Genomic DNA, 14512 nt, shown 5'->3' on the forward strand with positions numbered 1-14512 from the left:
CACTACCTCAGCCGTTGGGCCCTACTGTCGCAACGATGGTCACTTGCTTGTTGTCAGGAATTTCCTGGTAAGCCAACACGTGCAAACCCGGGACTGCGAGTCGGCCAAATCGCGAGAGCATCGCGCGAACCGGACCGGCCACCAGCAGAATCACCGGCTGACCTTGCATCTCCTGACGCTGCGCCGCGTCGATCAACGAGCGTTGCAACTTCTCCGCCATGCTTGGCTCCAGCAGAACGCCCTCTTCCGAGCCTTGTCCTGCCTTCTGCAGACTATTGAGCAATATCTGTTCCAACCTTGGCTCCAGCGTGATGACTGGCAGCTGCGACTCAGTGCCTACAATGCTTTGCACGATTGCGCGGGATACGCCAACACGCACGGCAGCCACCAGCGCGGCGGTATCTTGACTCTTGGCGGCATTGTTGGCGATGGCCTCGGCAATGCTGCGGATATCGCGAACAGGCACTTGTTCGGCCAACAGCGCTTGCAGCACCTTGAGCAGCTGCGACAGCGAAACCACGCCCGGCACCAGCTCCTCGGCCAGTTTCGGCGAGCTTTTGCCCAGCAATTGCATGAGTTGCTGCACTTCTTCGTGACCGATCAGCTCACTGGAATGCTTGTAGAGTATCTGGTTCAAGTGGGTAGCCACTACTGTACTGGCATCGACCACCGTATAACCGAGGGATTGCGCCTGGGCGCGCTGGCTGATTTCAATCCAGACCGCCTCCAGGCCGAAAGCCGGATCTTTGGCGGTGATGCCGTTGAGCGTACCGTAGACCTGCCCCGGATTGATCGCCAGCTCGCGATCCGGGTAAATCTCCGCCTCGGCCAGGATCACCCCCATGAGGGTCAGGCGATAGGCACTTGGCGCCAGGTCAAGGTTGTCGCGGATATGCACGGTCGGCATCAGGAAGCCGAGATCCTGGGACAGTTTCTTGCGCACCCCCTTGATCCGCGCGAGCAACTGGCCACCCTGGTTGCGGTCCACCAGCGGAATCAGGCGATAACCCACTTCCAGGCCGATCATGTCGATGGGCGTCACATCATCCCAGCCAAGTTCCTTGGTCTCCTGGGCGCGGGCCGGCGACGGCAGCAGCTCCTGCTGGCGCTTGACCTCCTGCAGGGCCTGAACCCTGGCGACGTTCTGTTTTTTCCAGAACAGGTATGCGCCGCCGGCCGCCAGGGCCGCCATGCTCAGGAACGAGAAGTGCGGCATGCCGGGCACCAGGCCCATGACCGCCATCAAGCCCGCCGCCACCGCCAGCGCCTTGGGCGAGGCGAACATCTGGCGATTGATTTGCTTGCCCATGTCTTCCGAGCCGGAAGCACGGGTCACCATGATCGCTGCCGCTGTCGATAACAACAGTGATGGCAATTGCGCCACCAAACCGTCACCGATGGTCAACAGCGCATACACCTTGCCGGCGTCGGCGAAGTTCATGTTGTGCTGGAAGATACCGACCGCCATACCGCCGATCAGGTTGATGAACAGGATCAACAGGCCCGCAATGGCGTCACCCCGGACGAATTTGCTGGCACCATCCATGGAGCCGTAGAACTCGGCTTCCTGGGCCACTTCCGAGCGGCGAGCCTTGGCCTGGGCCTGATCGATCAGACCGGCGTTGAGGTCGGCGTCGATCGCCATTTGCTTGCCGGGCATCGCATCGAGGGTGAAACGCGCGCTTACCTCGGAAATCCGCCCCGCACCCTTGGTCACCACGACGAAGTTGATGATCATCAAAATCGCGAAAACCACGATACCGACCACGTAGTTACCGCCGATCACCACCTCACCGAACGCCTGGATCACCTTACCGGCCGCCGCATGACCGTCCTGGCCGTGGAGCATCACCACCCGCGTGGAGGCCACGTTCAACGCCAGGCGCAACAGCGTCGCCACCAGCAGAATGGTCGGGAACACCGCGAAATCCAGCGGGCGCAAGGCGTAGACGCACACCAGCAGCACAACGATCGACAGCGCAATGTTGAAGGTGAAGAACACGTCCAGCAGGAACGGCGGCACCGGCAGCATCATCATCGCCAGCATGATCAGCAGCAACAGCGGCACGCCCAGATTGCCTCGACTGAGGTCGGCAATGTTGCTGCGGGCAGCGTTGATTAACTGAGAGCGATCCACCGGTTTTCCCCGTTTCTTTAAAGCAAACTTTTGACGCCTGAAGCGGGCGCAGAGCGGCTACTGCAAGAAGCTTTCCAACTTTTGCAAAGGCAGGGAACAGACGGGTTTACCGAGGTATTTTTTGCGCCCTTCGTGGGAGCGAGCCTGCTCGCGAAGGCGGCGTGCCAGTCGACACACATCGTGCCTGTGCCGGCGCTATCGCGAGCAGGCACGCTCCCACACCGATCGATATTGAACTCAGGAATCGCGGCGCAAATCCGGCGGAATCGGCAGATCATCCTTGAGCGGATCCGGTCGCTTGCCCTTGCCCGCCCTGTACTGGCGAATCTGATAGACGTAAGCCAATACCTGCGCTACCGCCAGATAGAGCCCGCCGGGAATTTCCTGCTCCAGCTCAGTGGAGTAGTAGATCGAGCGCGCCAGCGCCGGGGACTCCAGCAACAGGATCTCGTTGGCCGCCGCGATCTCACGGATCTTCAAGGCCAGGAAGTCGGTTCCCTTGGCCAGCAATACCGGCGCATTACCCTTTTCGGGGTCGTACTTGAGCGCCACGGCGTAATGCGTCGGGTTGGTGATGACCACGTCGGCCTCGGGAATGGCGGCCATCATCCGCCGCTGGGACATTTCGCGCTGAAGCTGTCGAATCCGCTGCTTGACCTCCGGCCGCCCCTCTTGATCCTTGTGCTCGTCACGTACTTCCTGCTTGGTCATCAGCAGCTTTTTGTGGCTTTCCCAGAGCTGCACCGGTACGTCCACCATAGCGATGAGGATCAGCCCGCACGCCATCCACAAGGTGCTCCAGCCCACGACTTGCAGGCTGTGAATGATGGCCATGTCCAAGGGTTCATGGGCGATACGCAGCAGGTCATCGATGTCCGACGACAACACTGCCAGCGCCACGAACAGAATGATGATGAACTTGGCCAGGGCCTTGAGCAGTTCGACCAGCGACTTGGTCGAGAACATGCGCTTGAGCCCGGGACCGGGGTTCAAGCGGCTGAATTTGGGCGCCATGGAGCTCGCCGCGAACAGCCACCCCCCCAGGGAAATCGGACCGATGATGGCGGCCAGCACCAACGTGATCATCACTGGCTGGATCGACCAAAGGGCAATTTGCCCCGAGCGCATCAAGTAGGTGGCCATGGAGCGCTGATCCAGGATCACCTCTCGCGGCAGCGAGAAGTTGATGCGCATCAGCTCCATCATGTCCTGCGCCATGGCGCCGCCAAAAATCAACAACGCCGAGGCACCGACCAGCATGATCGCCAGGGTGTTGAGTTCCTTGGACCGGGCTACCTCGCCCTTTTCACGGGAGTCCTGCTTGCGTTTCTCCGTGGGGTCTTCTGTTTTGTCCTGACCGCTTTCGCTCTCAGCCATGACTCAGCTCGCCCGTGCCATTTCGCGTAACAACTGCAGGGCCTCGGAGGCCAGCGGCTGATACTGATTGAGAATGTCCGCCAGCCCGACCCAGACGATAAACAGCCCAAGCACCAGGATCAGCGGAAAGCCGACAGAGAAAATGTTCAGCTGCGGCGCCGCCCGGGTCATGACACCAAACGCGATGTTGACCACCAGCAGCGCAGTGATCGCCGGCAACACCAGCAACAATGCCGATCCGAGTACCCAGCCGAGCTTGCCGGCCAGTTCCCAGTAGTGATTGACCATCAGGCCACCACCCACCGGCAACGTGGTGAAGCTTTCGGTGAGGATCTCGAACACCACCAGATGTCCGTTCATGGACAGGAACAGCAGCGTCACCAGCATGGTGAAAAACTGCCCGATCACCGCCGTCGATACGCCGTTGGCCGGGTCGATCATCGAGGCGAAGCCCATGCCCATTTGTATAGCGACGATCTGCCCGGCCACCACAAAGGCCTGAAAGAACAGCTGCAAGGAAAAGCCCATCACCGCACCGATGAGGATCTGCTCGGCGATCAGCAGCAACCCGCTAAGGTCCAGGGGATTCACCGGGGGCATCGGTGGCAGGCCCGGCGCGATGACCACAGTAATGGCCAAGGCGAAATACAGGCGGATACGCCGAGGCAGCAGGGTCGTACCGAACACCGGCATGACCATCAGCAAGGAGCCGACGCGAAACAGCGGCAACATGAACGTCGCCACCCAGGTGCTGATCTGCGTATCGGTCAGCGCAAGCAGTGACATGGTCTAGCCGATGACCTGAGGAATGCTGCCGTACAGCTGCAGGATGTAATCCATGAAAGTCTGCACCAGCCACGGACCGCCGACGATCAGCGTCACCAGCATTACCAGCAGGCGCGGCAAAAAGCTCAGGGTCTGTTCGTTGATCTGGGTGGCGGCCTGGAACATCGCCACCAGCAGGCCCACCAGCAGGCTCGGAATCACCAGCACGGCGACCATCATGGTGGTCAACCACAGGGCTTCGCGAAAAATGTCTACGGCGACTTCAGGGGTCATGGCGATACACCACCGAAACTGCTGGCCAGGGTGCCGATGATCAGCGCCCAGCCATCCACCAGCACGAACAACATGATTTTGAACGGCAGGGAAATGATCAGCGGCGACAGCATCATCATACCCATGGCCATCAACACACTGGCTACGACCAGGTCGATGATCAGGAACGGAATGAAGATCATGAAACCGATCTGGAACGCGGTTTTCAGCTCGGAGGTCACGAAGGCCGGTACCAGGATGGTCAGCGGCGCCTGATCCGGCGTCGCGATGTCAGTGCGCTTGGACAGGCGCATGAACAATTCCAGATCGCTGGTGCGGGTCTGGGCGAGCATGAAATTCTTGATCGGCACCTGCGCCTTGGCGACTGCATCCTGGGCCGTCAGTTTTTCCGCCAGATACGGCTGCAAGGCGTCCTGATTCACCCGGTCGAACACCGGCGCCATGATGAACAGGGTCAGGAACAGCGCCATGCCGGTGAGGATCTGGTTCGACGGTGTCTGCTGCAGGCCCAGGGCCTGGCGCAGGATCGAGAAGACAATGATGATCCGGGTGAAGCTGGTCATCAGCATGACAAACGCCGGGATAAAACTCAGCGCGGTCATGATCAGCAGGATTTGCAGGCTGACCGAGTATTCCTGCGCACCCTGCGCATTGGTGCCCAAGGTGATGGCCGGGATCGACAGCGGATCGGCGGCGAATGCCAGCGGCGAGGCCAGCATCAGGGTCAGCGTCAAGACGATGCGAAGCGCACCCATTACTTCTTATCCTTCTGATCTTTACCCAGCATCTCCAACAGGCGCTGGGCAAATTCCGGCGTCGGCTTCTCGGTACTCGGCACTTGCACCGGCTCCTTGAGAACGTGCAGCGCAGTAATGTTGCCGGGACTCAGGCCCAACAGAATCTGCTCGTTGCCGACCTGCACCAACATCAGCCGGTCGCGAGGTCCCAGTGCGCGAGAGCCGACAATGTCGATCACCTGCCCCTTGCCAGCCGGACCGGCCTGCTGGACCCGACGCAGCAACCAGGCGAGGAGGAAGATCAGCCCCAGCACCAGCAGCAAACCGAACACCAGTTGCGTCAGTTGGCCGGCCACACCACTGCTCACCGCTGGCGCAGCAGCCGTGGTCGCCGCTGCAGCCGACTCGGCCGCCAACACGCGGGACGGCATGACCAGCGCGCCCCCCAGCAAAGCCCCCAGAAGCTTTTTCACTCAGCGCAGCTTCTTGATGCGTTCGCTTGGGCTGATCACGTCCGTCAGGCGGATGCCGAACTTCTCGTTGACCACCACCACTTCGCCGTGGGCGATGAGCGTGCCATTGACCAGCACGTCCAGCGGCTCGCCGGCCAGGCGATCAAGCTCGATCACCGAACCCTGGTTCAGTTGCAGCAGGTTGCGGATGTTGATGTCGGTACTGCCCACCTCCATGGAAATCGACACCGGGATATCGAGGATCACATCCAGGTTCGGGCCTTCGAGGCTCACCGGATCGTTGTTTTTCGGCACGCTGCCAAACTCTTCCATTGGCAGGCGGTTGGACGCGGAGCTGCCGGAATCGGCGGCCAGCAAGGCGTCGATATCGGCCTGCCCGGCATCCCCGGTTTCTTCAAGGGCCGCGGCCCACTCATCGGCCAGAGCCTGGTCGTCTTGGGTGTTCATATCGTCAGTGTCCTCGGCGAGCAAAAGTTCAGAATTCGGTAATTCGCGAATGGGTACGAGCGCCGGTCAACGGCGCTCGATCGGCTCGATCACTTGCAACGCCAGGTTGCCCTTGTGCGAGCCCATCTTGACCTTGAAGGCCGGCACGCCATTGGCGCGCATGATCATTTCTTCCGGCATCTCGACCGGGATCACATCCCCCGGCTGCATGTGCAGGATGTCGCGCAGGCGCAACTGACGACGAGCCACCGTTGCGCCGATCGGCACGTCGACGTCCAGCACGTCCTGGCGCAGGGCGTTGACCCAGCGCTCGTCCTGATCATCGAGATCCGACTGGAAGCCGGCGTCGAGCATTTCGCGCACTGGCTCGATCATCGAGTACGGCATGGTCACGTGCAGGTCGCCGCCACCGCCATCAAGTTCGATGTGGAAGGTCGACACCACAATCGCCTCGCTCGGCCCGACGATGTTGGCCATGGCCGGGTTCACTTCCGAGTTGATGTACTCGAAGTTGACTTCCATGATCGCCTGCCAGGCTTCCTTCAAATCGACGAACGCCTGCTCCAGCACCATGCGCACCACACGCAGCTCGGTCGGCGTGAATTCACGGCCTTCGATCTTGGCGTGCCGGCCGTCACCGCCGAAGAAGTTGTCCACCAGCTTGAACACCAGTTTGGCGTCGAGGATGAACAGCGCGGTGCCGCGCAGGGGTTTGATCTTGACCAGATTGAGGCTGGTCGGCACGTACAACGAGTGCACGTATTCGCCGAACTTCATCACCTGCACGCCGCCGACCGCCACGTCTGCCGAGCGACGCAGCATGTTGAACATGCTGATGCGGGTATAGCGGGCGAAACGCTCGTTGATCATTTCCAGGGTCGGCATGCGTCCACGGACGATGCGATCCTGGCTGGTCAGGTCATAGCTTTTGACGCTGCCGGGTTCGGCAGCGTTTTCGGTCTGTACCAGACCATCGTCGACGCCATGCAACAGCGCGTCGATCTCATCCTGGGACAGCAGGTCCTGCACGGCCATGTCGAGTTCCTACTGCAGTACGAAATTAGTGAAAAGCAACTGTTCGACCACCACTTTGCCGAGCTCTTTCTGCGCCACTTCCTGCACGCTGGCGGTGGCTTTCTGCCGCAGCATTTCCTGGCCGACCGGCGACGCCAGGGTCGCAAAGTCCTGCCCGGAGAACAGCATGACCAGGTTGTTGCGGATCACCGGCATGTGGACCTTGAGTGCTTCCAGATCCGCCTGGTTGCGCGCGAGCATGGTGATGCTCACTTGCATGTAGCGCTGGCGACCGTTCTGGTTGAAGTTGGCCACGAAGGCCGGCGCCATCGACTCGAAAATCGCTGGCTGCTTGCCGACTGGAGCGGTTTGCGCCTCGGCGGCGGCAGGCTTGCTCTGAGCGCTGTGCATGAAGTACCAGGTCGCCCCCACGGACACACCGATCGCCAGCAGCAGAGCCACCACGATCACGATAATCAGCTTGAGTTTGCCTTTGGTTGCGGGGTCTTTTACTACTGCGTCGCTCTTCGCCATGCCAATAATCCGTCACTATTCGGGTTTTCACAGTCGCACGGCAAGGCAAGAGCAAGTGTTATGCCAGAAATGTCGGAGGGAGATGGAGCGACGGACTGCCAGCAATCTGAAGAACACTGCAAAACCACTGTGGGAGCGAGCCTGCTCGCTCCCACAGGGTTTGGTGTCTGCCCTGATCAGGCGTAGTAGTCGACCGCGCTGGAGCCGATCACGCTGGTGGCGTTGGCAGCCACTTCAGCAACGCTCTGGGACATGTCGTCATCCATTGAATCAAGGCGGCCACCACTCGCATGGCTGCGACCACTTTGAGCCTGCTGGTTTTGCCCCTGGTTTTGCGAACCACGAGACTGGTCCGAAACATTCACATCGACCTGCCCCATGCCCTGCTGCGCAAACATGTCGCGCAAGCGATGGACCTGGCCGTCCAGCGCCTCACGGACTCCCGGATGCGCACTCATGAACGTGACCTGGGTCTGCTGGTCGGGAACCATGTTCACCCGGATATCCAGGCGCCCCAGTTCGGCGGGCTGCAACTGGATGTCCGCCGCCTTGAGATTGGCGCTGGACAGGTACATGACCCGGTTCACCACCTCTTCGGTCCACCCGCTCTGATGCATGGCGATCGGCTGGTTCACCGGCAAGGCATTGGCGGTCTTCGGAGTGGCGGCCTGGGTCAGCGCTGCCAGGCGGTTGGCGAAATCGTCGACACGGGTGTCGCTGCTGGCGGACTTGAGATCCTTCAGACCGTCATCGATCAAGCCGCTGAAAGCCTTGTCGTCTCCCTGACCGGTGCTGCTCTTGTCGCCCTGAACATCCAGCATGGTGGCCATGCCGGTAGCAAAGTTTTGCGCTGGCGTCAGCTCACCGTCAGCCTGGGCTTGCGCCTGTGTCGATGCAGACTTGGGCTGCGCCTGGCTGGAAGCCGATACATGACCGCTCTGCTCCATCGCCAGGCGCACCGCGGGCAATGCATCGAGTGGATCGGCTTCGGGATCAAAACCGCCATCAGTGCTGCTCGGCGCCGGAGCGCTTGCAGCCGTGATCGCCGCAGCAACCGGCGCTTCAACCACTGGCTGCGCGGCATTGGCCACGGCAGGCGTTGCCGGCACTGGCGCTGGCATCGCTGGCTGTACGACTTGTTGCAATGAGGGATCAAGCGCCGGATCGACCAGTGCAGCATCGACGACCGGCGCCGGGTCGGCATCTGACGCATCATCGCCTGCGGTCTTGTCGTCAGCCTGCAGCGGCTTGTCGGCAGGCAAGGATTTGCCGCCATCGGCAACCACCGGCTCCTCGGCGGCAGACTTGTCGTCGCCAGCGTCTTTTTTTCCGGCGACTTCGCAGGTTTTGTCACGACTCGTCCCGGACGAGGCATCCGCCACCGCATTGGGCTTGCCCTGCGCCTGATTGGCGTAGACGTGAGCGAAGCTTGCGGCCTTGTCCCCGGGCTCAGCGGTCAGCGCCGGTGGATTGGCGGTGGCGGCTTGAGTCTTGGCCTGCGCGGCGGCCTGAAGAAGAATATTGGGGGTAACGGGCATGAAACGGTCTCCGCTGCACTGGGATCGTAGGTACAGTCGGGAGAGTTACTGCAAAGGTCGAGCCAGCTTGACTCGAAGGGGGAGCAAATGCAGCGCTTGCTCAGATTTTTGCCGGACAACGCTGTCGTTCAGCTTCGTACAGAGGCCGGATACCGGCGAACTCACGGTCGATTTCGCGGACCAGTTCCTGAACGCCAGTGCATGACGAACTACTGGCCTGCTGCTCGAGTCGATGACAGAGCTCAGTCAGCCTGACTGCGCCCATATTGCTGCTGCTGCCTTTGAAGCTATGGGCGGTTTCAACGAGCAGTGCGGCACTGTCAGCCGTTCTCAGGACTTTCAGGCGCTCTTCGGAGTCCGCAAGAAAGATATCCAGCAGGTCCGGATAGCCATCCTCCATCACTTCCCGCAACGCACTCAGCACGCTGCGGTCCACATGTGTCTCGTCCACTTGCTCACTCCCTGATCAAGAATGCGCGGATTATGCCAGAGCGTCCCAGACAAACTCCACGCGTGCACTTCGACCATCGTCGGTCCAGCGGGCATTACGCCCCAACTGGCGAATCAGACTGACCCCACGTCCCGACAGACGGATGTCATCCAGAGGTCTTTGCATCATCCGTTCGACATCGAAACCCTTGCCACTGTCTTCAATGTGAATGGTCAGGCAACCGCCGTCGTCTGTTGGCACCACCTGCAAATGTAGCCGCACATAGCCTTCCTGAAGCTCGTCCAGCCGCGTGCTGCGCTCTTGATAATATCGCGCAAAGCCCGAAGCATTGCGCTTGAGGCTCGAATCCAGCCCCAGCACACCATGTTCCAGCGCATTGGAGTAGAGCTCCGCCAGCACGCTGTAGAGCGCACCGCTCTGAGCCCGAAGGCCATGCACCTCCAGCAGCAACTGCAACAGATAGGGTAACGGATTGAAACGCTTGAGCGTGGCGGCGCGAAATTCGAAGCTCACCGACCAGTCCAGCGGACAGGACTGACCGCTGTCGGAGTAGATCAACGCCGGCGCAGTGATCTGCGCCGGCTCCAGCAGGCTGATTTCGACCATGCTGACATCGTCGCGGGTTTCTCCGCCGAAATCGCGGAGGGCCTGCTCGATTTCTTCGAACAGCGCATCTGGCTGACGGTTGGCGGCAAACACCTGCTGCAATCGCTGCTCGCCAAACAACTGGTCATTGGCGTCGCAGGTGTCGATCACCCCATCGGACAACAGGAAAACCCGATCCCCGAGCGCCATGGGGAACACATCAGTGCGCTCATCGAAGGATTCCGGGCTTAGCACCCCCAAGGGCAGGTGCCGCGCAGGAAGAGGCGTTCGCTCGCCACTGGCGATGCAATGCAGATAACCGTCCGGCATTCCACCGTTCCAGACTTCAACCGAACGGCGCTGGAAACTCAGGCACAGCAACGTGGCACAGCAGAACATGTCCACCGGCAGGATGCGCTTGAGCTTGGCATTCATCTCACGCAGGGTTTCCGCCAGGCCATACCCCTTGGCCGTCATCCCGTAAAACACTTCGGCCAGGGGCATGGCCCCCACTGCCGCCGGCAGACCGTGGCCGGTGAAGTCGCCCAGCAGTACGTGCATGTCTCCGGCCGGTGTGAACGCGGCCAACAACAGGTCGCCGTTGAACAGCGCATAGGGCGATTGCAGATATCGGATGTTCGGTGCGGCATTCAGGCAGCCGGAGTGCGCCACCTTGTCGAAAACGGCCTTGGCCACACGTTGCTCGTTGAGCAGGTAGTCGTGGTGCCGGGCGATCTGGTCACGCTGTTGCAGCACCGTGTCCTGCAAGCGCCGCAAACGATCCATCGCCTTGATCTTGGCTGCGAGAATCACCTGGTTGTACGGCTTCGCCAGAAAGTCGTCACCTCCAACCTCCAGACAACGGGCCAGCGCTTCGCTTTCGGACAAGGAAGTGAGGAAGATGATCGGCACCAGGGTTTCCCCGGCCAGGGCCTTGATTTGCCGGGCCGCCTCGAAGCCGTCCATCACCGGCATCAGCGCATCCATCAACACCAGATGCGGTGATTGCTGGCGAAACACCTCGACCGCCTCGGCACCGTTGGCCGCCGTCAGCACTTCGTGCCCCTGGCGGCGCAGGATACTCGACAACAGCAGGCGATCGGCGGCGCTGTCCTCGGCAATCAGGATCGTCAGCGGCTCCAGTGGCTGCATGGCAATCAACTGATGTCGAACAGCTTGTCGAAGTTGGAGATGGCGAGGATCTTGCGCACGTCGGTACTGCTGTTGACGACGCGGATATCGGAGTCGTCGCCACCGGCATGATCACGCAGCAGAAGCAGCATGCCCAGGGCCGAGCTGTCGAGGTAAGTGGCGTCTTTGAGGTCGACCACAACCGCCGATAGCTGTTTATCTTCGTAGGACTGACGAAACTCCTGATGCTTGGCGAAATCGAATCGCCCCTTGACCGATATCGTCAGTTTTTGCCCATCCGGAGAGACTTCTGTAACGACTGACATTTCATGGCTTCCTTGTCATTGGTAAACCCGCTTGCACAAGGTTTAGCATTTGGTGGAGGTTGGAGCAAGGCAGGAAGGTTGTGGTGAGACTGTCGGATCGTTATCGCTCCTACAATTGATCCTGCCGTGGCAGACGCTGGGACAATTCATCCAGCAATTTCTGCTCGCGCCGGTCTTCAAGCGCCCGCGCCTCATCGGCATAGCGCTGAACAAGTTTGCGCAGGCCTTCGACCCGGGCAAATGCCTGCTGCCAGGTTTCCCGGGCTTTGTTGAGGTTGTTCTGATGCCAGGCCAGGCTCTGTCGCTGCTGGTCGATGGCCGTGCCCAGTTGCGCAAGAAAGCCCTGGTAGCCCAGCAACCATTGACCCGACACGCCGCCGCTGCCGCGTACGATCCATTGTTCCTGATAGTCGAGACGGAAGGCTTCAAGGTCGGCGAGTTTGCTTTCCGCCAGGCGAACCTGCCCTTGAAAGTGCCCCAGGCGCTGGACCGCGGTTTTCTCGGCCTTTTCTGCCATTTCCACCACCGGCGCCAGCCTTCCTGCCCGACTCTGGGCCATGAGCGCTTAACCGCCTGCCGCGGGGGCGAAGATCGAGGCGAGATACGCTTCGCTTTCGCCCAGGCTGATGCTGTCGTTGAGGCCCTGACGCAGGTATTTGACCAATTGCGGTTGCAGGGAAATCGCCAGATCGGTCTCCCGATCTCCACCGGCGACATAGGCGCCAACACTGATCAGGTCCCGGCTCTGCTGATAGCGAGACCACAACTGCTTGAAATACTGCGCGCGGGTCATGTGTTCCGGCGACACCACCGCCGGCATCACCCGGCTGATGGATGCCTCGATATCAATGGCTGGGTAATGCCCTTCCTCGGCCAGGCGCCGGGACAGCACGATGTGCCCGTCGAGCACGCCCCGCGCCGAGTCGGCAATCGGATCCTGCTGGTCGTCGCCTTCGGACAGTACGGTGTAGAACGCGGTGATCGAACCACCGCCCTTCTCCGCATTTCCCGCCCGCTCCACCAGTTTCGGCAACTTGGCGAATACCGACGGCGGATAGCCCTTGGTCGCCGGCGGTTCGCCAATGGCCAGGGCGATTTCCCGCTGGGCCTGAGCGAATCGGGTCAGGGAATCCATCAGCAACAGAACGTTCTTGCCCTTGTCGCGGAAATACTCGGCGATGCGCGTGCAATACATGGCAGCACGCAGGCGCATCAGTGGCGCATCGTCCGCCGGGGACGCCACGACCACTGACCGCTTGAGCCCTTCTTCACCGAGAATGTGCTCGATGAACTCCTTGACTTCACGACCCCGCTCACCGATCAGCCCGACGACGATAATGTCGGCCTCGGTAAAGCGCGTCATCATCCCCAACAACACCGATTTACCGACACCGGTACCGGCAAACAGGCCGAGCCGCTGGCCGCGACCGACGGTCAACATGCCATTGATGCAACGAATGCCCACGTCCAGCGGTTCGCTGATCGGCTCGCGCTTGAGCGGGTTGATGGTCGGGCCATCCATGGGCACCCAGTCTTCGGCCTTCATCCCGCCCTTGCCGTCCAGGGCACGACCGGCACCATCGAGCACCCGCCCGAGCATGCTCATGCCCATGGGCAGGCGCCCGGTATCGCCCAGGGGCACCACTCGGGCACCGGGTGCGATGCCGGCGACACTGCCGACTGGCATCAGGAAGACTTTGCTGCCGGAGAAGCCCATCACTTCAGCTTCGACCTGCACCGGGTGATAGCTGTCGTCATTGATGACCATGCAGCGGCTGCCCATGGCGGCGCGCAGGCCCTCGGCTTCGAGGGTCAGGCCGACCATGCGCAGCAGGCGGCCCTCGAGAATCGGTGCGCCCTCCAATTGCGTGGCCTCGGCATAACTGCCCAGGCGCCTGGCAAAACTGGTGCGTTCAAGGCGCATCGGCAATGTCCGACGCAGGCTTGCTTTCGATCGGTAGTTCCAGGCTGACGTCCGGCGCAGCCGGGTGCAATGCCTGCTCGTGCAACTGATCGAACAGTTTGTCCATCACCCGCGCGACACGGGTTTCGACCGTGGCGTCGATGCGACTGTGTTCGGTCTCGACCCGACATCCGCCGGGCAACAGCGCTTCGTCCTCGACGATGCGCCAGGTTTCTTCATGGCGCTCGCGCAGGGCTTTGACCTGTTCGAAATCCTGCGGATTGATATACAGCCGCACATTGCCCACACCCAGCGGCAGGAGCTTGAGGGCATCGCGCATCACGTGTTCGATCTGTGACGAGTCGATGGCCAGTTCGCGCTGGATCACCTGTCTGGTGATGTGTTGCACGAGGTCGACCAGGGACTTTTCGATCTGAGTGTCCTGTTCGGCGATGGGCTCGAACAGATGGGTCATCAATTGCTCCAGCGCTGCGATCTTGGCCGTCAGGGCCACTTCGGCTTCCTGGCGGACCTTGAGCGTGGTGCTGTGGAATCCTTCTTTCTCACCCACCGCGAAGCCTTCGTTGTAGGCTTCCTGGCGAATGCTTTCGAGTTCTTCGAGGGTCAGTGGCTGGACTTCCTCCAGCGGCACTTCCTCCATTTCCGGCGGCTCGGGTTCGGGCTCCGGTTCCGGCTCGGGTTCCGGCGGGTCGAAACTGGGCAGCGCCCAGGTATCGAAGCCACTGACATCCCTGGCCCGGATCAGGTCAGTGGGCGCCTCATCATTCTTGACCATGGTG

16 protein-coding genes are annotated in these 14512 nt (G+C 60.9%); all 16 read right to left on the bottom strand.

The window, feature by feature from the left end; translation table 11 throughout:
- Positions 1–7 precede the first annotated feature (7 nt).
- The 16 genes from flhA to fliH all read right to left on the bottom strand — a co-directional run bounded on the left by flhA (position 8) and on the right by fliH (position 14508).
- Entirely contained in the window at positions 8–2137 is a 2130-nt protein-coding gene (gene flhA / locus CAF65_RS15235; RefSeq protein WP_085716998.1) for a flagellar biosynthesis protein FlhA, read from the bottom strand.
- A 237-nt stretch (positions 2138–2374) separates the two neighbouring features.
- A complete protein-coding gene (gene flhB, locus CAF65_RS15240) occupies positions 2375–3514 on the bottom strand; it encodes a flagellar biosynthesis protein FlhB (protein ID WP_085716999.1) in 1140 nt (379 codons plus the stop codon).
- A gap of 3 nt (positions 3515–3517) precedes the next feature.
- Complete coding sequence (fliR, locus tag CAF65_RS15245) at positions 3518–4300, bottom strand: flagellar biosynthetic protein FliR (protein ID WP_057398374.1); 783 nt, start codon at positions 4298–4300, stop codon at positions 3518–3520.
- Between the two features lie 3 nt (positions 4301–4303).
- Positions 4304–4573 carry a flagellar biosynthesis protein FliQ gene (fliQ, locus tag CAF65_RS15250; RefSeq protein ID WP_057398373.1) on the bottom strand — a complete coding sequence of 90 codons (270 nt, stop codon included), beginning with the start codon at positions 4571–4573 and terminating at the stop codon, positions 4304–4306.
- Positions 4570–5328 carry a flagellar type III secretion system pore protein FliP gene (gene fliP / locus CAF65_RS15255; protein ID WP_057398372.1) on the bottom strand — a complete coding sequence of 253 codons (759 nt, stop codon included), beginning with the start codon at positions 5326–5328 and terminating at the stop codon, positions 4570–4572. The genes fliQ and fliP overlap by 4 nt, the downstream gene beginning before the upstream one ends.
- Entirely contained in the window at positions 5328–5783 is a 456-nt protein-coding gene (fliO, locus tag CAF65_RS15260; RefSeq protein WP_085717000.1) for a flagellar biosynthetic protein FliO, read from the bottom strand. Before fliO ends, fliP begins: the two co-directional genes overlap by 1 nt.
- Positions 5784–6230 carry a flagellar motor switch protein FliN gene (fliN, locus tag CAF65_RS15265; protein WP_057398370.1) on the bottom strand — a complete coding sequence of 149 codons (447 nt, stop codon included), beginning with the start codon at positions 6228–6230 and terminating at the stop codon, positions 5784–5786.
- A gap of 66 nt (positions 6231–6296) precedes the next feature.
- Positions 6297–7265 (bottom strand): flagellar motor switch protein FliM, encoded by a 969-nt coding sequence (gene fliM, locus CAF65_RS15270; protein WP_007983373.1) that lies wholly within the window; start codon positions 7263–7265, stop codon positions 6297–6299.
- A gap of 9 nt (positions 7266–7274) precedes the next feature.
- Complete coding sequence (fliL, locus tag CAF65_RS15275) at positions 7275–7778, bottom strand: flagellar basal body-associated protein FliL (RefSeq protein WP_085717001.1); 504 nt, start codon at positions 7776–7778, stop codon at positions 7275–7277.
- A 176-nt stretch (positions 7779–7954) separates the two neighbouring features.
- The gene (locus tag CAF65_RS15280; RefSeq protein ID WP_085717002.1) at positions 7955–9316 is read right to left on the bottom strand and encodes a flagellar hook-length control protein FliK; all 1362 of its coding nucleotides are present in this window, start codon (positions 9314–9316) and stop codon (positions 7955–7957) included.
- A 100-nt stretch (positions 9317–9416) separates the two neighbouring features.
- Positions 9417–9767: an Hpt domain-containing protein gene (locus tag CAF65_RS15285; protein WP_085717003.1), complete on the bottom strand. Its 351-nt coding sequence runs from the start codon at positions 9765–9767 to the stop codon at positions 9417–9419.
- A 30-nt stretch (positions 9768–9797) separates the two neighbouring features.
- Positions 9798–11504 carry a fused response regulator/phosphatase gene (locus CAF65_RS15290; protein WP_085717004.1) on the bottom strand — a complete coding sequence of 569 codons (1707 nt, stop codon included), beginning with the start codon at positions 11502–11504 and terminating at the stop codon, positions 9798–9800.
- A 5-nt stretch (positions 11505–11509) separates the two neighbouring features.
- Complete coding sequence (locus CAF65_RS15295) at positions 11510–11809, bottom strand: STAS domain-containing protein (RefSeq protein WP_085717005.1); 300 nt, start codon at positions 11807–11809, stop codon at positions 11510–11512.
- Positions 11810–11918: 109 nt separating this feature from the next.
- The gene (fliJ, locus tag CAF65_RS15300) at positions 11919–12368 is read right to left on the bottom strand and encodes a flagellar export protein FliJ (protein ID WP_085717006.1); all 450 of its coding nucleotides are present in this window, start codon (positions 12366–12368) and stop codon (positions 11919–11921) included.
- A gap of 6 nt (positions 12369–12374) precedes the next feature.
- Entirely contained in the window at positions 12375–13733 is a 1359-nt protein-coding gene (gene fliI, locus CAF65_RS15305; protein ID WP_085717007.1) for a flagellar protein export ATPase FliI, read from the bottom strand.
- Positions 13723–14508: a flagellar assembly protein FliH gene (gene fliH / locus CAF65_RS15310; protein ID WP_085717008.1), complete on the bottom strand. Its 786-nt coding sequence runs from the start codon at positions 14506–14508 to the stop codon at positions 13723–13725. Before fliH ends, fliI begins: the two co-directional genes overlap by 11 nt.
- Positions 14509–14512: the final 4 nt, after the last annotated feature.

This window comes from Pseudomonas sp. B28(2017), from assembly GCF_002113025.1.
GTDB lineage: Bacteria > Pseudomonadota > Gammaproteobacteria > Pseudomonadales > Pseudomonadaceae > Aquipseudomonas.

Bases quoted from the DNA above. Each gene is read 5' to 3' on its own strand.
- fliP (WP_057398372.1), bottom strand. From the start codon at position 5,328: ATGGGTGCGCTTCGCATCGTCTTGACGCTGACCCTGATGCTGGCCTCG.
- CAF65_RS15290 (WP_085717004.1), bottom strand. From the start codon at position 11,504: ATGCAGCCACTGGAGCCGCTGACGATCCTGATTGCCGAGGACAGCGCC.
- fliJ (WP_085717006.1), bottom strand. From the start codon at position 12,368: ATGGCCCAGAGTCGGGCAGGAAGGCTGGCGCCGGTGGTGGAAATGGCA.
- flhB (WP_085716999.1), bottom strand. From the start codon at position 3,514: ATGGCTGAGAGCGAAAGCGGTCAGGACAAAACAGAAGACCCCACGGAG.
- fliH (WP_085717008.1), bottom strand. From the start codon at position 14,508: ATGGTCAAGAATGATGAGGCGCCCACTGACCTGATCCGGGCCAGGGAT.
- CAF65_RS15280 (WP_085717002.1), bottom strand. From the start codon at position 9,316: ATGCCCGTTACCCCCAATATTCTTCTTCAGGCCGCCGCGCAGGCCAAG.
- CAF65_RS15295 (WP_085717005.1), bottom strand. From the start codon at position 11,809: ATGTCAGTCGTTACAGAAGTCTCTCCGGATGGGCAAAAACTGACGATA.
- fliL (WP_085717001.1), bottom strand. From the start codon at position 7,778: ATGGCGAAGAGCGACGCAGTAGTAAAAGACCCCGCAACCAAAGGCAAA.
- fliQ (WP_057398373.1), bottom strand. From the start codon at position 4,573: ATGACCCCTGAAGTCGCCGTAGACATTTTTCGCGAAGCCCTGTGGTTG.
- fliM (WP_007983373.1), bottom strand. From the start codon at position 7,265: ATGGCCGTGCAGGACCTGCTGTCCCAGGATGAGATCGACGCGCTGTTG.
- fliR (WP_057398374.1), bottom strand. From the start codon at position 4,300: ATGTCACTGCTTGCGCTGACCGATACGCAGATCAGCACCTGGGTGGCG.
- fliI (WP_085717007.1), bottom strand. From the start codon at position 13,733: ATGCGCCTTGAACGCACCAGTTTTGCCAGGCGCCTGGGCAGTTATGCC.
- fliN (WP_057398370.1), bottom strand. From the start codon at position 6,230: ATGAACACCCAAGACGACCAGGCTCTGGCCGATGAGTGGGCCGCGGCC.